The organism is Candidatus Macondimonas diazotrophica (assembly GCF_004684205.1).
GTDB classification, from domain to species: Bacteria; Pseudomonadota; Gammaproteobacteria; order UBA5335; family UBA5335; genus Macondimonas; species Macondimonas diazotrophica.
Genome location: NZ_SRIO01000009.1, coordinates 91,784 through 112,568 on the forward strand (window position 1 = coordinate 91,784; position 20,785 = coordinate 112,568).

Below are 20,785 nucleotides of genomic sequence, written 5' to 3' on the forward strand. Positions count from 1 at the left end.
ATGCGTACAGCGGCGCTGAATCACCCGTGGGTCTTGCGCTGGATGAACCGGCGCCACCCGGCCGTCGCCGGACCCATCCAGCTCAGCCGGAACCGCATCTACATCCTCCCCACGCGGCAGGGTTGGGGGTATGTGCTGCTGCTGACGCTCATGCTGCTGGCGGCCCTGAACTACGGCAACAGCCTGCTGTTCATCCTATGCTTCTGGATGGGCGGCGTCGGCTTTCTTGCCATGCATCATACCCACCGCAACCTGCTGGGACTGGAGATCACCGGGCAGGCAGCGGCTCCGGTTTTCGCTGGGGCCACAGCCCGATTCCCGTTGCGATTCACCCATCCTGATGCAGCGCCACGCTACGGCCTGTGTCTGCAGCTGAACACCCAGGTGTTGAAGCTGCCCACCCTGCCGGCCGGCATCGAAACCCCGTATGCGCTGCCGTTGGATGCGCCGCACCGCGGCCTGTTGGCCGTACCGAGGCTGGGGCTGTCGACGACCTATCCGCTGGGGCTTTTCGAGGCCTGGACCTGGATTCATCCCGCACTGGAAACCGTGGTTTATCCCGCGCCCGCCGAACATGCGCCCATGGCGCTGAGCGATTTGGCCCAGGGCGTCGGGATGGTGACGGCTGCCGACGGCGAAGGGTTCGAAGACTACCGTGGCTTACGCGACTACCGTCCCGGCGACGGGCTGCGTCATATCGCCTGGTGGTCACTGGCCCGTGAGCGTGGGCTGCTCACCAAGCAGTTCGATACGACCCATCCATCCCGATGGCAGCTGAATTGGGCGCAGTTCGCGGCGGAAAGTGACCAAGAGCGCATCCTCGCGCTGCTGTGCCGCCAGGTTCTGAACGCGCATGCACTCGGAGCACCCTTTTCCCTCGAGCTGCCGGATGGCCATCTGACGCAGGACCACGGGGAACACCATCGCGACGAGGCGTTGCGCCGGCTCGCGCTGTTTGGTCTGCCGCCGCGAGCCGGTGCATGAACACGCGCGTGCCGGATCGCGCCACCCGCTTGCTGCTGGTCTGCGTGACGATCGCCTATCTGCCCCACGCGCCGCACTTGCCCGTTTGGGTCGGCGGTATGCTAGCCGCCAGCGGTGCGACGCTGCTGGCCTCGGCTGTCGGCTGGATCCGGGTCCCCGGCCGCTGGACGAGATTGGGCCTGGCCGCGCTCGGCCTGATGGCGGTCGCCATGCAGTATGGCCGCCTCAACGGTGCCGATTCCGGCAGCGCACTGCTGGCCCTGATGCTGGGCCTCAAACTGCTCGAAACCCGCACCGCCCGTGACCGTATCCTGGTGATCTTCCTGTGCTTCTTTCTGCTGGGCAGCGCCTTTCTCCACGACCAGTCGCTGCCCGGCGGCGCACTCGCTTTACTGGGTTTGCTGCCGCTCACCACCGCCTGGATCCTGTTGCAGGAGACAGCGGGACCCCCGCCGCGGGCAGCCGTGCGCACGGCCAGCCTGCTGCTGTTGCAGGCGCTACCCCTGATGCTGGTTCTGTTCATCCTCTTTCCACGACTGTCCGGCCCGTTATGGAGCATCCCGCAGACTCCGGGCACTGCGCAGACCGGTTTGAGCGACCACATGTCGCCCGGCTCGATAACCGCCTTGGGGCGCTCTGACGCGGTCGCCTTTCGCGCCCGCTTCTTCGGCGCCGTCCCGGCGAATGCATCACGCTACTGGCGCGCCTTGGTGCTGTGGGATTACGACGGCCAAAGCTGGCGCACCGAGCCGTCCGCCGAAACCGGTTTGACGTCACTGGTTCCGCTTGGCGCGCCGCTGGCGTATGAAATCACGCTGGAACCCCATGGCCAGCCTTGGCTGCCACTGCTCGACATGCCCATTCGCATCGACCAGATCGCGGCCCGGATGGCTGGACGCGAAGCCGTCAGCCCGAAGCCCGTGGACGAACGCCTGCGCTATGAAGCCAGCGCCTATCTGAACTATCGGCTGGGCCTCGATCTCAGCAATGCGCAAATGGGTCGTGCCCTCGCCGTGCCTAGGACGGGCAACCCCCGGAGCCATGCCTTGGCGCAACGCTGGCGAACCACCTATGCCGAACCGGCAGAACGCGTCGGCGCCGCGCTCCGCCTGTTTCGCCAGGCACCGTTCTACTACACCTTGCAACCTCCCCCGCTCGGTGAGGATGGCATCGACGGCTTCCTGTTCAATACCCGGCGTGGATTCTGCGAACACTACGCCGGGGCCTTCGTATTCCTGATGCGAGCGGCGGGCGTTCCGGCGCGGGTGGTGACCGGCTACCAGGGCGGTGAAGCCAACCCCTTGGGCGATTACCTGATCATCCGCCAGTCCGATGCCCACGCTTGGGCCGAGGTCTGGCTGGCCGGTCACGGCTGGGTCCGTGTTGACCCGACGGCGGCCGTTGCACCCGAGCGGATCGAGGATGGGGCGGCCGCCGCCCTGGCCGGCGAGTGGTCGGTGACGACACGCTTTCTGCGCGGCAGTCTGACGATGCAGCGCATGCGTCTAGGATGGGATGCCGTCAACTATCGCTGGAATGACTGGGTGCTCGGCTATGGTCCCGACAAGCAGCGCCGCACCTTGACCCGGCTGGGCTTCGAGTCCGTCGATACAGGCCCGCTGCTGCTGTGGATGACGCTGATTTTCGGCGTCATGGGTGCGCTGCTGGGACTGTGGGTAAACCGGCATCGGCCGCGGCACGACCCGGACCCGGTGACGGCCGGTTTTGCGCGGATCGCCAAGCGACTGACGGGCGCCGGCTATCCACCCCGGCCGGGCGAAGGACCTCGGGATTACCTCGTCCGATGCGCGACCGCCGAACCGGCCTGGCGCGACGATCTCCAGACGCTCGCGGAATCCTATCTGGCCCTTCGCTACGGGCTCACGCCTTCAGCAGCGATGCAGAAGCGATTCCGGCGGGCCGCCCGTCGCTTTCATCCAAGATGGCGACGATTCACCAGCAGGACGAGGAAGGCCATCACCCCTTGAATCGGCGATCCTCAGCGACGACGTCGTGGCGCAAACAGCACTGTGAGCACCATCAGACTGATCCCCGCATAGAGCAGCTGACTCGCGCCATGGGCGATCAGAAAACCGTCCCGGTAATCGGGCCCCAGGGATTTGAGGTGCGCCATCGCCGGTTGGAGTGCAACCACCTGGGCCGCAACGGCCACACTCGTGGCGAGCAACAGATGCCGTTTCCAGCGAGGCACATCGCGCATCACCCACCAAGCCCCCAGCAGGACCGGTACCCCCGTCAGCATGACGATGCGAAACAGCTCGCCGGCCAGCGCACCGGCCAGACCCGGATTTCCCAGGCGTGCAAACAGCAGCGGCGCGACACCGTAGCCGATGACCAGCTGCATGCCCAGCCACAGGGCGAGCAGTCGCGGCACCAACTGCGCCTGCCACACCGAGCGGCCACCAGTGGTCACAGATACTGAACCTTGATGATCTCTAGGCTGCGGGTGCCGGAGGGAATTTCCACCGCCGCAACGTCCCCCTCCGACTTGCCCACCAACGCGCGGGCGATGGGGGAGTTGATCGACAGCAGACCGGATTTGATATCGGCTTCATCTTCACCGACGATCCGGTAGGTCAATTCCTCGCCGCTTTCCTCGTCCACCAGCTCAACCGTCGCACCGAACACCACCCGGCCGGAGGGTGCCAGCGTGCGCACATCGATCACCTGGGCATTGGAAAGCTTGCCTTCGATTTCGGCGATGCGCCCCTCGATGAACCCCTGCTGCTCGCGGGCGGCATGGTATTCGGCGTTTTCCTTGAGATCGCCGTGAGCCCGCGCCTCGGCAATGGCCGCGATCACCCGGGGACGCTCCTCGTTCTTCAGCCGGGTCAGTTCCTCGCGCAGCAGCTCAGCGCCGCGCAACGTAATGGGTACGCGCTTCATGACAGCAACTCCTTGTGCAGATCCTGCAGGCGATGGACCTCGGCATTGCCCAGGTAATCCAACGCCCGGCAACTCGCCCGCGCGCCGGCCAGCGTGGTGTAGTAGCTCACCTTGTGCTGCAGCGCCGCGCGCCGGATCGACAGCGATTCGGCAATCGCCTTTTTGCCTTCGGTGGTATTGACGATCAGATCGATGGCATCGTTCTTGATCATGTCCACCACATGAGGACGGCCTTCGGTCACCTTGTTCACCCGCTCGCAGGCAATGCCCTCAGCTTCCAGCACCGCCGCGGTGCCCTTGGTGGCGACGATTTCGAAGCCACGCTCCACCAGTATCCGTGCCAAAGCAATGACTGCCGGCTTGTCGGCATCGCGGACACTGAGAAATACGCGACCACCCTGCTTGAGCACAACGCCGGCGCCCAGCTGAGCCTTGGCGAACGCCTCGCCAAACGATCGGCCCACGCCCATGACTTCACCGGTGGATTTCATTTCTGGTCCCAGGATGGGGTCCACACCCGGGAACTTGATGAACGGAAACACCGATTCCTTGACCGCGAAATAGGACTTGGGCGTCACACTGCCGGTAATGCCCTGATCCTTCAAAGCGCGCCCGACCATGCAGCGCGCGGCGACCTTGGCGAGGGGAACCCCGGTGGCCTTGGACACGAAGGGCACGGTCCGCGAGGCACGTGGATTGACCTCCAGCACGTAGATCTTGCCGTCCTTGATGGCGAACTGCGTGTTCATCAGACCCACCACGTTCAAGGCACGCGCCATCATCTCGACCTGCTCGCGCAGCTGCGCCTGGGTTTCTTCGCTGAGGCTGAACGGCGGCAGCGAGCATGCCGAATCGCCGGAATGCACCCCAGCCTGCTCGATATGCTCCATGATGCCGGCCACCAGCACCTGCTGGCCGTCACAGACGGCGTCCACGTCGACTTCCAACGCATCGTCGAGGAAGCGGTCCAGCAACACCGGACAATCATGGGAAACCTGCACGGCCTGGGTCATGTAGCGCTCCAGGTCGGTCTCATCGTAGACGATTTCCATGGCCCGTCCGCCCAGCACGTAGGACGGCCGGACCAGCAGCGGGAAACCCAGATCCTGGGCGAGGTGAAGGGCCTGTTCTGCGCTGCGCGCCGTGCGGTTGGGCGGTTGGTTCAGTCCCAGACGGCTGAGCATGCCCTGAAAACGCTCACGATCCTCGGCAAGGTCGATCGAATCCGGACTGGTGCCGATGATCGGTGCGTTGGCCGCCTCGAGTGCGCGCGCCAGCTTCAGCGGCGTCTGCCCGCCGTACTGCACCACGACCCCCAGCGGCTGCTCCTTGTGGATGATTTCCAGCACGTCCTCCAGGGTCAGCGGCTCGAAATAGAGCCGATCGGAGGTGTCGTAATCGGTGGAGACCGTCTCGGGATTGCAATTGACCATGATGGTCTCGAAGCCATCCTCACGCAGCGCCAGCGCGGCGTGCACACAGCAATAGTCGAACTCGATTCCCTGTCCGATGCGGTTGGGACCGCCGCCCAACACCATGATCTTCTCGCGGGTCGAAGGCGCCGATTCGCATTCCTCGTCGTAGCTGGAGTAGAGATAGGCCGTCGCCGATTCGAACTCGGCTGCGCAGGAATCGACCCGCTTGTAGACCGGCCGAATTCCGAAGCGATGGCGCAGCGCCCGGATCTCATCTTCGCGGGTTCCCGCCAACGCCGCCAACCGGCTGTCGGAGAACCCCTTGCGCTTGAGCGCCCGCAGGCGCGGCGCATCCAGGCTGGCCAGGCCGGCCTCCCGAACCTGGGTTTCCTCGCGCACCAGATCCTCGATCTGTACCAGAAACCACGGATCGATGGCGGTGAGCTCGAAAATCTGCTCCCGATCGAGGCCTGCCCGGAAGGCATCGGCGACATACCAGAGCCGCTCGCCGCGCGGCAGACTCAACTCCTGGCGAAGCAGCGCCCACTCTTCTTCGGTCTGTGGTGCCGCCATGCGTTCGGTCAGGCCATCCACGCCAGTCTCCAGACCGCGCAGTGCCTTTTGCAACGATTCCTGGAAGTTTCGCCCGATAGCCATCACCTCACCGACCGACTTCATCTGGGTCGTCAGCCGGTCATTGGCCTGAGGAAACTTCTCGAAGGTGAATCGGGGTACCTTGGTCACGACATAGTCGATCGCCGGCTCGAACGAGGCCGGCGTGACGCCGCCCGTGATCTCGTTGCGCAACTCATCGAGGGTGTAGCCAACCGCCAGCTTTGCCGCCACCTTGGCGATCGGAAATCCGGTCGCCTTCGACGCCAGGGCCGAGGAGCGCGATACCCGCGGATTCATCTCGATTACGACCATGCGCCCATCGGCCGGATTGATCGCAAACTGCACATTGGACCCGCCCGTGTCCACGCCGATCTTGCGCAGCACGGCGACGGAGGCGTCGCGCATGCGCTGGTATTCCTTGTCGGTCAGGGTCTGGGCGGGGGCAACCGTGATGGAATCGCCGGTGTGCACACCCATGGGGTCCAGGTTTTCGATCGAACAGACGATGATGCAATTGTCCGCCTTGTCGCGGACCACTTCCATCTCGTATTCCTTCCAGCCCAGCACAGATTCTTCAATCAGTACCTCGGTGGTCGGCGACAGGTCCAGCCCATTTTCGACGATGGTGATGAATTCCTCGCGGTTGTAGGCGATACCCCCGCCGGACCCGCCCATGGTAAACGAGGGTCGGATGATGGTGGGATAGCCCACCTCGGGTTGCCGAGTCAGCGCTTCGTCCATCGAATGCACCACGACCGAGCGCGGTGTCGCCAGACCGATGTCGGTCATGGCGCGGCGGAACTGATCGCGGTCCTCGGCCATGTGAATGGCCGCCTCACTCGCGCCAATGAGCTGTGCTCCGAACCGTTCGAGCACGCCCTCGCGCACCAGATCCAGCGCGCAATTCAAGGCCACCTGGCCGCCCATGGTGGGCAGCACGGCGTCCGGCCGCTCGGCCTCGATGATCCGGGCAACGGTCTTCCAGTGAATCGGCTCGATGTAGATCGCATCCGCCGTGTCCGGGTCGGTCATGATGGTGGCCGGGTTGGAATTCACCAGAATGACGCGGTACCCCTCTTCACGCAGCGCCTTGCAGGCTTGTGCGCCGGAGTAGTCGAACTCGCAGGCCTGGCCGATGACGATGGGGCCAGCGCCCAGGATGAGAATGCTCGAAAGATCAGAACGTTTGGGCATGGGGAAACCTGTACGTCAATCGAAAGGGGGAGCAAAAGCGCTTCAGACAGCTCGCTGGCGCTCCATCATTTCGGTAAAGCGGGCAAAGAGCGGGCGGACGTCATGCGGCCCGGGACTGGCTTCCGGGTGACCCTGGAATCCGAATGCCGGCCGATCGGTGCGCATCACGCCTTGCAAGGTTCCATCGAACAGGGATCGGTGTGTCGCCCGCAGATGAGCGGGCAGACTGCTCTCGTCCAGTGCAAACCCGTGATTCTGGCTCGTGATGAGCACCCGGCCCGCGTCCAGATCCATCACCGGATGGTTGGCACCATGATGACCGAACTTCATCTTGACCGTGCGTGCACCGCTGGCCAGTCCCAGCAGCTGATGCCCCAGGCAGATTCCGAACAGGGGCACTTGGCGCTCGAGCAAGGTTTGGATCGCCGAGATGGCATAACTGCAGGGTTCCGGATCACCGGGACCGTTGGACAGAAACACGCCGTCGGGCGCCATGGCCAGCACATCCGCCGCCGGCGTGGTCGCCGGAACCACCGTAACCCGGCAGCCCTCGTCCACCAGCAGACGCAGAATGTTGCGCTTGATCCCGAAGTCGTAAGCCACCACATGGAAGCGGCCGGATACCGGGTCGCGGGGTTCCGGATCGAGCGACAGCGTCGGCTCTTCCCAAACGAAAGCCGATGGCGTGCTGACTTCCCGGGCAAGGTCGAGACCGAGCAGCCCGGGAAAGGCGCGGGCTGCGGCCAGACCCGCCTCACGCGCGTGATCGGCGCGGCTTGATTCTCCGGCGACGATGGCTCCGCGCAGCGCGCCCTTCTGACGCAGCAGGCGGGTGAGGCGGCGAGTATCGATCTCCGCAATGGCGACGACGTTCTGTGCAGCCAGATAGTCCGAAATGCTCTGCTCGGCGCGCCAGTTGCTCACGATCTGCGAAGCATCGCGAATGACGAGCCCCGCCACCTTGATCCCGTCGGATTCGGCATCGGCTGCATTGACCCCGACATTGCCGATGTGCGGATAAGTCAGCGTGACGATCTGGCGATGATAGGAGGCGTCGGTCAGTACCTCCTGATAGCCGGTCATGGCCGTGTTGAAAACGACCTCGCCGGCGCTGATCCCGGCGGCTCCCAAGGAGCGGCCGGAAAACACGCTGCCATCTTCAAGAACGAGCAGGGCGGATACGGACAAGTGGCCACCTCCGGTACAGGCGTGCGAAAACGGAACGGGAATTTTCGTCCCGCCCGCGACGTGGGTTAAATTCTGAAACTTCAATCATGACCCCGGCCGGAGCGCGGAGGCCGTAACCCATTTCCGCGCCGGGCTTGTCGTGTCGCATGGCGACAGGGCCCGATCAGTCGGGCGCGCATAATTTTAGAAAGTTCGGCTCCGGATGTCCATGCAGACCCGGCTCACAGCCCCAGCACGTCCGGCATATCGTAGAGTCCTGCGCTGCGCCCCCCCAGCCAAACCGCCGCACGCAGCGCGCCCTGAGCGAAGTTCTCACGACTGGTGGCGCGATGAGTGATCTCGAGCCGTTCACCTTCGCCGGCGAACAGCACCGTGTGCTCGCCGATGATGTCGCCAGCGCGCACCGTGGCAAACCCAATGGTTTTCCGGTTTCGGGCGCCCGTATGCCCTTCACGCCCATACACCGCGCAGTTCTGCAGATCGCGGCCCAGCGCGTCCGCGATCACCTCGCCCATGCGCAGCGCGGTGCCGGATGGCGCGTCGACCTTATGGCGGTGATGAGCTTCGATGATCTCGATATCCACTGAATCACCCAGCACCCGAGCGGCCGTTTCCATCAACTTGAGCGAGAGATTGACGCCGACACTCATGTTCGGCGCAAAGACAATGGGAATATCGCGCGCTGCGGACTCCAGCGCCTGTCGTTGTGCCGCATCCAGCCCCGTCGTCCCGATCACCATTGCGCGGCCGTCCTGCCGACACTGTGTCAGGTGCAGCAAGGTCGGCTCGGGGCGCGTGAACTCGATCAGGACGTCGAACTGTCCGGTCTGCTCCGCCAGATCATCGGTCAGCGGCACACCGAGCGCCTCGAGTCCGGCCAGAACGCCCGCGTCCTGACCCAGCGCCGCGTGACCGGGCGCCTCCAGCGCAACCGTCACGGAAAGATCATCGCGCCCATGGGCCGCGGCCAACAGTGCCCGCCCCATCCGTCCCGCCGCTCCGGCAATCGCCACCCGCACCATTACGCTGTCTCCTGCACCGGTCTTGAAATTCAGGACGTGAAGCGATCGAAGAAACCCTTCACGCTGTCCAGCCAACTGCTGGCATGCGGGCTGTGACGCCGCTCACCCTCGCCGATCAGCGATTCGAACTGCTCGAGCAACTCACGTTGCTCCGCGGTCAGATTGACCGGCGTTTCGACCTGTACCCGACAGAGCATATCGCCCGGTTCGGCGCCGCGCAGGCCAGGCATGCCCTTGCCTCGCAGTCGGAACACCTTGCCGGTCTGGGTGCCGGCCGGGATCTTCAGATTGACCTTCCCTTTCAGCGTCGGCACCTCAAGCTCACCACCCAATGCCACCGTGGTGAAACTGACCGGCATCTCGCAGAGCAGGTCACGTCCATCCCGATGGAAAATCGGGTGCTCGCGGACCTGCACCTGGACGTACAGGTCGCCGGCCGGACCGCCGCCCTGACCTGGCTCACCCTCACCCCCGAGGCGAATGCGATCGCCGGTGTCGATGCCGGCCGGAATCTTCACGGACAGCGTCTTGTCCTGTCGCACGCGTCCGGCGCCGTTGCAGCTCTTGCAGGGGGTTTCGATGATTGTGCCGCGGCCGCGACAACGCGGACAGGTCTGTTGCAGCGAGAAGAACCCTTGCTGCATCCGGACCTGACCATGTCCGCCACACCCCGGGCACGTCACGGGCTTGGTGCCCGGTTCGGCGCCCGTGCCGTCGCAGTGCGTGCAGCTTACGTGGCCGGGCACTTCGATCTCGACCGTCGTGCCGCGCGCAGCCGCTTCCAGATCGATTTCCACGACCGTGCGCAGATCCGCGCCACGATACGGTCCGCCGGAACGCCCGCCACGCCGGCCTGCGCCGAACATTTCACTGAAAACATTGCTGAACATGTCCCCGAAGGCATCGGAGAAGTCACCCTGGCCGAAACCGCCGCCTGCTGCCCCCCCCATGCCGGCATGGCCGAAGCGGTCGTACATGGCGCGCTTTTCGGGATCCGAAAGCACTTCCCAAGCCTCGGCCACTTCCTTGAAGCGCTCCTCCGAAGCCTTGTCCCCCGGGTTGCGGTCGGGATGGTATTTCATCGCCAGGCGTCGATAGGCCTTCTTGATCTCGGCCTCATCCGCGCCCTTGGGCACGCCCAGAATGTCGTAGTAGTCCGCTTTCGCCATGCTGTCCTTCATCCATCCGTCGACCTGGCGTGCCGCATGTCCCGGTCACGCCTACACACGGCCGCGCACACCGGTGACCTGAGCACCGGCGTGCATGGCCATCACATGCGATCAGGCGGATTTGTTGTCGTCGTTCTTCACCTCGTGGAACTCGGCGTCCACGACATCATCGTCCCCGCCGCCCGCCGATGCGGTGGAACCGGCCTCGGCCTCGCCCGCCGCGGCAGCGCGCTGGGCCAGGGTTGCCGAGACTTCGGCCAGCGCCTGAGAACGCTGCTCGATGAGGGCCTTGTCGTCACCCTGAATCGCCTCGCGCAATTCGCTGAGCGCGGTTTCGATGCGGCCTTTCTCCTCGGCATCGACCTGATCGCCCAGATCGCGCAGCGACTTCTCGACGCCATAGGCCAGGCTATCGGCCTGGTTGCGTGCCGTGACGAGCTCGTGGAACTTGCGATCTTCCTCGGCATGCGCCTCGGCATCCTTCACCATGCGCTCGATTTCATCCTCACTCAGGCCAGAACTGGCCTTGATGGTGATGTTGGCCTCCTTGCCGGTGTTCTTGTCCTTGGCGGAGACGTGCAGGATGCCGTTGGCATCGATGTCGAAGGTGACCTCGATCTGCGGCATGCCGCGCGGCGCCGGTGCAATGCCTTCCAGGTTGAACTGACCCAGCGACTTGTTCTGGCGCGCGACCTCACGCTCACCCTGAAGCACGTGGATAGTCACGGCGGACTGGTTGTCCTCGGCCGTGGAAAACACCTGGTTGGCCTTGGTCGGAATGGTGGTGTTGCGCTTGATGAGCGGCGTCATCACCCCACCCATGGTCTCGATGCCCAGGGTGAGCGGCGTGACGTCGAGCAACAGCACGTCCTTCACATCGCCAGCCAGCACGCCCGCCTGGATCGCTGCACCGATGGCCACGGCTTCGTCGGGGTTCACGTCCCGGCGCGGTTCCTTGCCGAAGAAGGACTTCACCGCATCCTGAACCCGCGGCATGCGCGTCTGACCGCCGACCAGAATCACTTCATCGATGTCGGAGGCCTTCAGCCCCGCATCCTTGAGGGCCAACCGGCACGGCTCCATCGTACGCTCGACGAGATCCTCGACCAGCGCTTCGAGCTTGGCGCGCGTGAGCTTGAGATTCAGATGCTTCGGACCGCTCGCATCGGCGGTCACATACGGCAGGTTGATCTCGGTCTGCTGGCTCGAGGACAGCTCGATCTTGGCCTTTTCCGCCGCCTCTTTCAGGCGCTGCATAGCCAAGGGATCCTTGCGCAGATCGATGGTGTTTTCCTTCTGGAATTCACCCGCGAGGTAATCGATGATGCGCAGATCGAAATCCTCGCCGCCCAGGAAGGTATCGCCGTTGGTGGCCAGCACCTCGAACTGGTGCTCGCCTTCGACATCAGCGATTTCAATCACCGAAACGTCGAACGTCCCGCCACCCAGGTCATAGACCACGATCTTCTGGTCGCCGCGCTTCTTGTCCAGACCATAGGCCAGCGCCGCCGCGGTCGGCTCGTTGATGATGCGCTTGACGTCGAGACCCGCAATGCGGCCGGCATCCTTCGTGGCCTGGCGCTGGGCGTCGTTGAAATAGGCCGGCACGGTGATGACTGCCTCGGCGACGGTCTCGCCCAGATAATCCTCGGCTGTCTTTTTCATCTTGCGCAGGATCTGCGCAGAGACTTCCTGGGGCGCCATCTTGCGGCCATCGGCCTCGACCCAGGCATCGCCATTGTCGGCGCGCACGATCTTGAAAGGCGCCACGTTGATGTCCTTCTGCACCACGGTGTCATCGAACTTGCGTCCGATCAGGCGCTTGACCGCATAGAGCGTGTTCTGCGGATTGGTGACCGCCTGACGCTTGGCGCCCTGGCCCACCAGGATCTCGCCGTCCTTGGTGTAGGCGACGATCGACGGCGTGGTGCGGGCACCCTCGCTGTTTTCGAGGACCTTCGGGGTATTCCCTTCCAGTACGGCCACGCAGGAGTTGGTGGTCCCTAAATCGATGCCGATGATTTTGCCCATGGCTGCATCCACTCCCAAAAAAAACGTAAAAATTCAGGTTTCGTCCAACATGGGGACGGCGAAAACGGCTTTCAAGGCCCCGGCTCAACCCGCCGGCGCGCGGGCCACCACGACCATGGCCGGACGGACCAGCCGATCATTCAAGGCATACCCTTTCTGCATCACCTGCAAAACCGTGTTTTCCGACGCCTCGGTCGATTCCTGCATGGACACTGCGGCATGCCACTGGGGGTCGAACGGCTCGCCCTGAGGGGCGATTTCGCGCACGCCGGCCTTCTCCAGGGCAGCGCCCAGCATCTTCAGGGTCAGCGTCATTCCTTCGCGCAAGGCGCCTACATCGCCCTGGTTCTGCTCCGACGCCGTCAGGCCCAGTTCCAGACTGTCCTTAACCGGCAGCAGATCGTTGACAAACCGCTCCAAGGCAAATTTGTGGGCGTTTTCCAGTTCGCGCACCATGCGGCGTTGCTGGTTTTCCAGATCTGCGCGGGCACGCAGGTACAGATCCCAGTTTTCGCTGGCCTTGCGCTCAGCCTGCGCGAGCCGCTCCCCGAGATCGTCGCCGGTCGCCGCGTCGTTCGGCACGTCGCCGTCCTGCGAGACCGCGTCGTCGTTCATATCGGATGGGTTCATAGGCCGCTCCATTACCGGATTCGATGAAACAAAAAAATCCGCCCGCCGAACTGCTACAGTCCGGGAAGCGGAGTCATGATGGGGATCAGCTGCCCAAATTCAAGGCCGTGCCGAGCAGCCGAGCCGTAATATCGACGATCGGGATCACCCGCTGGTAAGCCATGCGCGTCGGGCCAATCACGGCCAGTACGCCGACCACCTGACCATTGACCTGATAGGGTGCGCTCACCACGCTGCAATTGTCGAGCACGTGATAGCCGGACTCCTCGCCGATGAAAATCTGCGCGCTCTGTGCTTCCAGCGCCTGATCCAGCAAATGCAGCATCTCGCGCTTGGTGGTGAAGGCATCGAACAAGGCGCGCAGCTTCTCGATGTCGGAAAGCTCCTTGAAATCCATGAGGTTCGACTGCCCGGCAATGACGTAATCCGCCTCTTCGGGCGTGTCCAACACCGCACTGGCCAGCTCCACGGCCGTGCGCATGAGCGTATCCATGTCCGCACGTGTGCGTCGCATCTCCTCGACCAGGGACTCGCGAACCTGCTGCACACCCTTGCCGGTGAACAGGCTGTTGAGATAGTTCGAGGCCTGTTGCAATTCGGCCGCGCTGAAGGATCGCTCCACCTGGAGGATGCGGTTCTGCACCTCTTGCCCTTCGAACACCAGCACGGCGAGCACCCGCTGATCGGACAGTGGCAGAAATTCGATGTGACGCAAGCCCAGCTGTTCGCGGCGCGGCAGTGTCACCACACCGGCCATGTGCGTGATGCCGGAGAGCAGACGGGAGGCCGTATCGAGCACCTGCTGGCGCGTCACCGACTCACCGCCGGACAGCTCACGCTCCAGCAGCTGCAACTGGGCGAGCTCGAGCGGCTGAACCGTCAGCAGACTGTCGACAAACACGCGATATCCGCGCACGGTCGGGACGCGACCCGCGGAGGTATGCGGCGACTGCAAAAAGCCCTGCTCTTCCAGATCGAGCAAGGCATTGCGAATCGACGCCGGACTCAGATCGAGTCCGCTCTCGCGCGCGACCGTGCGCGATCCGACCGGCTCACCGTCACGGATGAACCGGTCGATGAGCGTCTTGAGCACGACTTGGGCGCGTTCGCTCAATGCATGTGGTGTTGTCGTGGACATCATCCTCACCCAGAATGGCCCTGTCCGCCACAGGCCTGGCACTCTCCAGGCCAGAGTGCCAAAAAGGACGATACCAACGGTCAACGAGCAGTGTCAACGACTTGTCATGTCGTCCACCTGCCACGGAAAAAGAGCGTCGCATGTCCAATTCGCCATCTCCGCCGCGATTTTCGACCATCGGCCTGATCGGGAATGCCGCCAATGCGCAGCTCACCGCCACGCTGGCGCCGCTGGTTGCATACCTGGACCGGCGTGGCCGCCGCATCCTGCTCGACGAGCGCTGCGAAGCGGCCAATCCCGATCCCAAGATTCCACTCATGGCGCGCAGCGAGCTGGCCCGTCAGGCCGAACTCATCATCGTCATCGGGGGTGATGGTACCTTTCTGGACGCGGCGCGCGCGGTCGGTCCCCAGCAGGTGCCCCTGGTGGGCATCAATCTCGGTCGCCTGGGGTTCATGGTGGACATCCCACCAGCCCAGCTGGAACTGGCGCTGGATGCCATTCTGGCCGGTGACTACCAGACCGATCAGCGCTTTCTGCTCGAAGGTTCGGCCCTGCGCGGCAAGACGGTGTTGCATCGGGACACGGCGCTCAACGATGTGGTCATCAACAAACATCATGTCGCGCGCCTGATCGACTTCGACACCTACATCGACGGCCACTACGTCAACAATCACCGCGCCGACGGCCTCATCGTCGCCACACCGACCGGATCGACCGCCTACGCCCTCTCCGGCGGTGGGCCGGTCATGCACCCGCAGCTCCATGCCATCGTCCTGGTGCCGATCTGCCCGCACGCCCTGGCGGACCGCCCGCTGGTGGTCGGCGACTCCGCCCAGATCGAGATCCGGATCGCTGCGCGCAATACCAATCCGGTGCAGGTAACCTGGGACGGTCAGAATAGCGTCGAGCTCCGCAATGGGGACACGGTGCGGATCCGCCGCAGCGACTTTGTACTCACGTTGATCCACCCCACCAATCATGACTATTTCCGGATCCTGCGCAGCAAACTACGCTGGGGCAGCCAACCGATCCCATGAGGCCCCTGCGCCATGCTGACGCGCCTGGAAATCCGCAACTACACCCTCATCGACCACCTGGAGCTGGACTTCGGGCCCGGCTTTTCCACGCTGACCGGCGAAACCGGCGCCGGCAAATCGATTCTGATCGATGCGCTCGGCCTGCTGCTGGGTGACCGGGCCCGCCTGGATCTGATCCGCACCGGCGCCAGCCGCGCCGAACTCAGCGCCGCGTTCGACCTGCGCGATCTGCCCGCGGTGGCCCACTGGCTGGCCGACGAAGGGCTCGACGACGGCGACAGTTGCCAGCTGCGCCGGGTCCTGCAGCGCGATGGCGGCTCGCGCATGACCCTCAATGGACGCATGGTTACCGCTCAGACACTGCGCATCCTTGGACCCATGTTGCTCGAGATCCATGGCCAGCATGCGCATCAAAGCCTGTTGCAGAATGCCGCGCAGCGCGCGCTGCTGGACCGTATCGGCGGCCATGACGCGCTGCTGGCCGAGGTGAATCATGCCTACACCGCACTCCGGGAAATCCTCGACGCTCGCAGCCGGATCGATCAGTCCGCCGGCAACGGTGCCGCCCAGGCCGATTGGCTGCAGGCCCAGATCAGCGAGCTTCAAGCGCACACCCCCCAGACCGCGGAATGGTCGGCGCTGGTCGCGGAACACAAGCGCCACGCCCATGGCGAACGACTGCTGAGCCTGGCGCAAGCAACGCTCGACCGGCTGGCCGGTGAGGATGCGCCCACCGTGCCCGCCCTCCAGCAGGCGCACCGCGACATGGCCGAAGCCTGCCGGCTCGACCCGACGCTCAACGAGGTGGCTCTGTTGCTCGAACAGGCCCTGATTCCAGCGCAGGAAGCCGAACGGGCGCTGGCGCACTATCTGGCCGATGCGCAGGTCGATCCGGAGCGGCTCGCCTGGCTCGAGAACCGCATTGCAGACTACCACCAGCTGTCCCGCAAGCATCAGTGCGCGCCCGAAGATCTTCCGGAGGTTCAGGAGCGGCTGTCTCGCGAGCTGGAGGAGCTGGAGCACCAGGCCGAACGCCACGCCGAACTCGAAGCGCAGGAAGCGGCGGCCCGTTCGACCTACGCCCGCGCCGCCGAGCGGCTGAGCGCCGCGCGGCGCGAGACGGCAACGCACCTGGCCACACAGATCGAAGCGCAGGTCCGGGTCCTCGGACTGCCCCATGCCCAAGTCGACTTCAGCGTTGCGCCGCAAGCCGACCGACTTTCACCGAATGGATACGACCGGGTGGAAATCACCCTCAGCATGAATCCGGGCCAGCCCCTCAAGCCGCTGGCGCGGGTGGCCTCGGGCGGAGAGCTGTCACGCATCGCGCTGGCGATTGCGGTGGTTGCGACCCACCATGCACCGGCGGGATGCATGATCTTCGACGAAGTGGATGCCGGCGTCGGCGGCGCAGTGGCCGCGCTCATCGGGCAGCGCCTGTCCGATCTGGCGACCTATCGGCAAGTCTTGTGCGTCACGCATCAGGCACAGGTGGCGGCCTATGCGCAGCAGCACTATCGGGTGGCCAAGGAGGTTCTGGATGCACAGACCCGCACCCGGGTCGTTCCCCTGACCGAATCGGAAGCCATCGAAGAACTGGCGCGCATGCTGGGTGGCCAGACCATCACGGAACGGGCGCGGGCGCACGCCCGCGAGCTGCGCGCCCAGGCGCTTCAGTCGGCAGCGGCCTCGTCCTCGCCATCCGGCACGGTGTAGCTGCTGGTGCCCTCCGCGCGGCAATCGGGACAGACACCGTAGATGTAGAGGCTGTGATCGGTCATGTCATAGCCCATGCGCTCGGCGATGGCGGCCTGACGGGCCTCGATGGCATCGTCGATGAACTCGTCCACCCGCCCGCATTTGATGCAGAGCATGTGGTCGTGGTGTTTGCCCTGGTTGATCTCGAAGACCGAATGGCCGCTTTCGAAGTTGAGACGATTCACCAGTCCCGCACTTTCGAACTGGGTCAGCACGCGATAGACCGTGGCCAAGCCGATTTCCTCGCCCGACTCGAGCAGGGCCTTGTAGAGGTCTTCCGCGCTCATGTGCCGGGAATCGCCCGACTCGAGCATTTCGAGGATCTTGAGCCGGGGAAGCGTGACCTTCAGGCCAACTTTGCGGATGTCCTTGGATTCCAATTTGCTGCTCTCCATTCCTGGGAGACCCATCGTCACCCGGTACATTTTTCGCTAAGATGGCGAGTCTCAAAACGATCGTGGCCCCTTATGAAACGACCACTTCTCTTGTTGACCCTGTCGCTTGGCGTCCTGCTCAGCGGATGTTTCGTTTACAAACCCGACCTTCGCCAGGGAAACTCGCTCAGCCGCTCCAGCCTGAGCCAGCTGGCACCGGGCCTGACCCGTGATCAGGTGCAATACCTGCTTGGCCGTCCGGTCCTGAAGAATCTGTTCGACGACAATCGGTGGGATTATGTATTTTACCACCGCAGCCGCCGTGATAAAGAAACTTGCCGGCTGACCGTGTTTTTCGAGCAGGATCGCCTCGCGCGCGTGGAACACGAGCCCCAGGGCGAGGAATTTTACGCCTGCGTTGAAAAGTCCAGCCGGGTCAAACCAAACAAGTTCTGAGCCAGGACTGAGCACGCATCAGGCGCCGGCCTGTCGGGATTTCGCCGCCGCCCGCGCCTGCTCGGCTCGGCGTCGGCGTGCTTGCTTCGGATCCACGGGCAAGGCCCGATAAATTTCCACCCGGTCGCCGGCGCGCAGCAGGCGGTCGCGCTCGCAGGCCTCGCCGAATACGCCAACCGGCGCGGCAAGCAGATCCACCTCGCCAATGCACTCCGCCAGACCACTGGCCCGCAGCGCATCGCCCACGCGGGATCCGGCCGGCAGATCAACCGCCACACGCCAGACCTGATCCGGCCGGGCATAGACCACCGTCACCGTGATCGCAGCGCTTTCATCCGCCAACGCACGCGCTCCCATTTCCTCGGATCGACTGCCCTGCTTTCTGCGATGGGCTTGCTTTATAATCGCTCGCAAATGTCCAAAACAACTGCATCGAACGGCCATGGTACGGGCTCCACCATCGCCGTCAACAAAAAAGCCCGTCACGACTTCTTCATCGAAGAGCGCCTCGAAGCCGGGATCGCTTTGGAAGGCTGGGAGGTCAAGGCGCTGCGCGCCGGCCGCGTCCAATTGGTGGACAGCTACGTGATCATCAAGAACGGTGAAGCCTGGCTGCTGGGCGCCCTGATCACTGCACTGCCCACCGTGTCGACCCACTACGTTCCCGAGGCCCAGCGCACGCGCAAGCTCCTCCTGCACCGGCGTGAACTCGATCGGCTGATCGGCGCCGTGGAGCGCAAGGGCTACGCCATCATTGCGCTCGCCCTGTACTGGAAGCACGGTCGCTGCAAGGTCGAGCTCGGCCTCGCCAAAGGCAAGCAGGCCCACGACAAGCGCGCCAGCGAACGCGATCGCGACTGGCAGCGCGAGAAGGGCCGAATCATGAAACACGCGCGCTGACAGGGAACCTGCCGGCGCGTATAGTGTCTTACTCAACAACACGGGGGCGACCTGGTTTCGACGGAGGTCGCGAAGCCCGCGGTGCATGCCGAGGTGCAGTGCCCCTCGTTAATCACACTGCAAAACCAAATAGTTGCCAACGACGACAACTACGCACTCGCCGCTTAAAACCCGGTAGGGTGCCGTCTGACCGGGGCCGTGCCTGTGCGCCCGGACTCCAGGCGTCATCGCTCACAGGATCGCGATATCACCCGCCCGGGGCCGAATCGCTAAAACTATCCGGGCTCGCCGTCTGTCTTCCCTGCCCGTCGGGTAGCAGCCGGTTAAAATAATTGACTGGGACAAGCATGTAGAGCCAACGGTAGAGGATTTTCGGACGCGGGTTCGATTCCCGCCGCCTCCACCATTTAGAAAAGACAAACCCGTCTTTCTGGGGTCATTCTCCGGGGTGACGGGTTTTCTTTTTCCCCTTGTTTCTAAAGGGTTTGCACCCGTTTCACATCTTTCCAAAGCACCTCTCCGCACCATCGATTCTCCCCATCTTCCCGCCTTTCTTTCTCTGTTTGGCCCCTGATTCTCTGTTTTCTCCGGACCAAGTCCGAAGCTCGTCCGGAAAGCTACATCCTTGATTGATATGGGTTTGCGGCTGATTGCCATTTTGGGCGGTTGTCTTAGGTCATCGTTCGATGCCGCAACCGGACGTTTTTTTCAAAATCGCCCGCCTCGGCCATGAAAAGAAGCGCGGTCAACTCCGGCTTCCTGCCCCCTAAAGAAGAAAAGCCGACGCTGATGGTCGGCTCTCTGGGGCGGTCTCCGTTCCGGTCGTCAGTCGGTGGCGAAGCCGAACTGGCGGCGCTGCTCGGCCCAGTCCTCGGGAAAGGTCTGGGTCAGCTTGGCCAGCGATAACCCGTTTGGTTCCTCGCCGTTGATCAGGGCCTCGACGATATCGGGGGCCAGGGTCGTCAGCTTGAGAATGCGGGCCACATACGAGCCATCGACGTCGAGGGTACGGGCAAGCTCGCTGATGGACTTGATCTGGCCGGATTCGAGGCCTGTCGGCCCAGGAAAAGGCCATTCCCAGCGCCTGAAGGACGGCGGACTGCACCGGTTCCTGCGCTCCGGTGATTTCTCCATCCAGGGCCTGGGGAGCGATGACCGTCTTGCGGCCGCGCATGCGCCGGATCATCATCGGGATATGGATCTGCAGGTTGCCGTTGTCGGCAACGGTAATGGTCGGCTTCATTTTCATCGGCTTGTCCTCCGTTCCGTGACTTCGCATGCCAGACCGGCCAGCTCGGCGATTAGCGTTGTCAGTCCGTTGGTGCGCAGCTCCATGTCGATTCCGGTCTCGCGGATCTCGACCTTATCCACCAGGAGGCGGATGAGCCGGTTTCGTTCCACCGGGAAAAGGTCTTCCCAGAAGCCCTCCACATTCTGGAAGGCCTCCGACACATCCTGTTCCGTGATGCTGTTCCCCTGGTAGGCTCTGCATCGCTCGCTCACATGGGTCAGTTGTTTCGAGAGCTCGACCGCCTGGCGGTTGACGGTCGTCAGCATCTCGGCCTTGCCCTGCTGATCGTTGCCGGGCTCATCAGTTCAAGCGCCTGTTCCCGCGACTGTGACAGCTCCATCTCGAGCTGGTCTTTCTGCTTGAACAGACGCTCCCGCTCTGCCTGCTCGATGTCCCCGGCGGGAATCCGTTTGAGCGGGCACCGGCTCACGGTCCGTTTGCTGTCCTTCTGGCAGATGTAATAGGTGTAGTGGCGGCCGTTCTTGCGGGCGTAGGTCGGTCCCATCGCGCATCCGCAGTGGCCGCAGCGGATGACGCCTTTCAGCGGTGCGACCATTTTGGTTCTGGCCATGGATACTTTGACCGGTTTGTTGTCCTCCAGGATGGCTTGCACCTTGTCCCAGGTCGCCCGGTCAATGATCCCTTCGTGCTCGCCGGGGTAACTTCGGTCCTT

20 protein-coding genes and 1 other RNA gene are annotated in these 20,785 nt (G+C 63.7%); 7 read left to right on the top strand and 14 right to left on the bottom strand.

The genetic code is table 11. The features are described 5' to 3' along the window. Both E4680_RS08335 and E4680_RS08340 read left to right on the top strand, forming a co-directional pair. Nucleotides 1-984 carry a DUF58 domain-containing protein gene (locus tag E4680_RS08335; protein ID WP_135281952.1) on the top strand — a complete coding sequence of 328 codons (984 nt, stop codon included), beginning with the start codon at nucleotides 1-3 and terminating at the stop codon, nucleotides 982-984. Then, a complete protein-coding gene (locus E4680_RS08340) occupies nucleotides 981-2,972 on the top strand; it encodes a transglutaminase TgpA family protein (protein WP_135281953.1) in 1,992 nt (663 codons plus the stop codon). Before E4680_RS08335 ends, E4680_RS08340 begins: the two co-directional genes overlap by 4 nt. 11 nt (nucleotides 2,973-2,983) lie before the next feature. Here E4680_RS08340 and E4680_RS08345 read toward each other — a convergent pair whose 3' ends face one another. The 9 genes from E4680_RS08345 to hrcA all read right to left on the bottom strand — a co-directional run bounded on the left by E4680_RS08345 (nucleotide 2,984) and on the right by hrcA (nucleotide 14,293). Beyond that, on the bottom strand, nucleotides 2,984-3,418 hold the full coding sequence (locus E4680_RS08345; protein ID WP_135281954.1) for a DUF4149 domain-containing protein: 435 nt from the start codon (nucleotides 3,416-3,418) through the stop codon (nucleotides 2,984-2,986). Then, nucleotides 3,415-3,891 (bottom strand): transcription elongation factor GreA, encoded by a 477-nt coding sequence (greA, locus tag E4680_RS08350; protein ID WP_135281955.1) that lies wholly within the window; start codon nucleotides 3,889-3,891, stop codon nucleotides 3,415-3,417. Before greA ends, E4680_RS08345 begins: the two co-directional genes overlap by 4 nt. Beyond that, nucleotides 3,888-7,115, bottom strand: coding sequence for a carbamoyl-phosphate synthase large subunit (gene carB / locus E4680_RS08355; protein WP_135281956.1), 3,228 nt, complete (start codon nucleotides 7,113-7,115; stop codon nucleotides 3,888-3,890). Before carB ends, greA begins: the two co-directional genes overlap by 4 nt. A 42-nt stretch (nucleotides 7,116-7,157) precedes the next feature. Continuing rightward, on the bottom strand, nucleotides 7,158-8,303 hold the full coding sequence (gene carA, locus E4680_RS08360; protein ID WP_135281957.1) for a glutamine-hydrolyzing carbamoyl-phosphate synthase small subunit: 1,146 nt from the start codon (nucleotides 8,301-8,303) through the stop codon (nucleotides 7,158-7,160). A gap of 221 nt (nucleotides 8,304-8,524) precedes the next feature. Continuing rightward, nucleotides 8,525-9,325, bottom strand: coding sequence for a 4-hydroxy-tetrahydrodipicolinate reductase (dapB, locus tag E4680_RS08365; protein ID WP_135281958.1), 801 nt, complete (start codon nucleotides 9,323-9,325; stop codon nucleotides 8,525-8,527). 29 nt (nucleotides 9,326-9,354) lie between these two features. After that, on the bottom strand, nucleotides 9,355-10,494 hold the full coding sequence (dnaJ, locus tag E4680_RS08370) for a molecular chaperone DnaJ (RefSeq protein WP_135281959.1): 1,140 nt from the start codon (nucleotides 10,492-10,494) through the stop codon (nucleotides 9,355-9,357). A 111-nt stretch (nucleotides 10,495-10,605) separates the two neighbouring features. After that, nucleotides 10,606-12,525 carry a molecular chaperone DnaK gene (gene dnaK / locus E4680_RS08375; protein ID WP_135281960.1) on the bottom strand — a complete coding sequence of 640 codons (1,920 nt, stop codon included), beginning with the start codon at nucleotides 12,523-12,525 and terminating at the stop codon, nucleotides 10,606-10,608. An 84-nt stretch (nucleotides 12,526-12,609) separates the two neighbouring features. Further along, complete coding sequence (gene grpE / locus E4680_RS08380; protein WP_205688828.1) at nucleotides 12,610-13,155, bottom strand: nucleotide exchange factor GrpE; 546 nt, start codon at nucleotides 13,153-13,155, stop codon at nucleotides 12,610-12,612. A gap of 85 nt (nucleotides 13,156-13,240) precedes the next feature. Then, the gene (hrcA, locus tag E4680_RS08385) at nucleotides 13,241-14,293 is read right to left on the bottom strand and encodes a heat-inducible transcriptional repressor HrcA (RefSeq protein WP_135281962.1); all 1,053 of its coding nucleotides are present in this window, start codon (nucleotides 14,291-14,293) and stop codon (nucleotides 13,241-13,243) included. A gap of 140 nt (nucleotides 14,294-14,433) precedes the next feature. On the opposite strand from hrcA, the gene E4680_RS08390 reads away from it, so the two are divergent. Together E4680_RS08390 and recN are read left to right on the top strand one after the other, a co-directional pair. Then, the gene (locus E4680_RS08390; RefSeq protein ID WP_167792449.1) at nucleotides 14,434-15,333 is read left to right on the top strand and encodes an NAD(+) kinase; all 900 of its coding nucleotides are present in this window, start codon (nucleotides 14,434-14,436) and stop codon (nucleotides 15,331-15,333) included. A gap of 12 nt (nucleotides 15,334-15,345) precedes the next feature. After that, entirely contained in the window at nucleotides 15,346-17,049 is a 1,704-nt protein-coding gene (gene recN / locus E4680_RS08395; protein ID WP_135281964.1) for a DNA repair protein RecN, read from the top strand. Here recN and fur read toward each other — a convergent pair. Further along, nucleotides 17,007-17,471, bottom strand: coding sequence for a ferric iron uptake transcriptional regulator (fur, locus tag E4680_RS08400; RefSeq protein ID WP_205688830.1), 465 nt, complete (start codon nucleotides 17,469-17,471; stop codon nucleotides 17,007-17,009). The two genes, recN and fur, sit on opposite strands and share 43 nt — an antisense overlap. A gap of 87 nt (nucleotides 17,472-17,558) precedes the next feature. Here fur and E4680_RS08405 point away from each other — a divergent pair, with 87 nt between their 5' ends. Then, a complete protein-coding gene (locus E4680_RS08405; protein WP_135281966.1) occupies nucleotides 17,559-17,921 on the top strand; it encodes an outer membrane protein assembly factor BamE in 363 nt (120 codons plus the stop codon). Between the two features lie 18 nt (nucleotides 17,922-17,939). On the opposite strand, the gene E4680_RS08410 is transcribed toward E4680_RS08405, so the two are convergent. Then, complete coding sequence (locus tag E4680_RS08410; protein WP_167792450.1) at nucleotides 17,940-18,263, bottom strand: RnfH family protein; 324 nt, start codon at nucleotides 18,261-18,263, stop codon at nucleotides 17,940-17,942. 72 nt (nucleotides 18,264-18,335) lie between these two features. Here E4680_RS08410 and smpB point away from each other — a divergent pair, with 72 nt between their 5' ends. Together smpB and ssrA are read left to right on the top strand one after the other, a co-directional pair. Then, nucleotides 18,336-18,821: an SsrA-binding protein SmpB gene (gene smpB / locus E4680_RS08415; protein WP_135281968.1), complete on the top strand. Its 486-nt coding sequence runs from the start codon at nucleotides 18,336-18,338 to the stop codon at nucleotides 18,819-18,821. Nucleotides 18,822-18,863: 42 nt separating this feature from the next. Further along, nucleotides 18,864-19,227: a transfer-messenger RNA gene (gene ssrA / locus E4680_RS08420) on the top strand. 419 nt (nucleotides 19,228-19,646) lie between these two features. Here the strand turns inward: ssrA and E4680_RS08425 are convergent. The 3 genes from E4680_RS08425 to E4680_RS14290 form a co-directional block, all read right to left on the bottom strand. Beyond that, nucleotides 19,647-19,955 carry a hypothetical protein gene (locus tag E4680_RS08425; protein WP_135281969.1) on the bottom strand — a complete coding sequence of 103 codons (309 nt, stop codon included), beginning with the start codon at nucleotides 19,953-19,955 and terminating at the stop codon, nucleotides 19,647-19,649. Between the two features lie 111 nt (nucleotides 19,956-20,066). Beyond that, complete coding sequence (locus E4680_RS14285) at nucleotides 20,067-20,378, bottom strand: hypothetical protein (RefSeq protein WP_205688831.1); 312 nt, start codon at nucleotides 20,376-20,378, stop codon at nucleotides 20,067-20,069. Beyond that, on the bottom strand, nucleotides 20,372-20,785 hold a 414-nt coding region (locus E4680_RS14290), incomplete at its 5' end, for a recombinase zinc ribbon domain-containing protein (protein WP_205688833.1). The genes E4680_RS14290 and E4680_RS14285, both read right to left, overlap by 7 nt.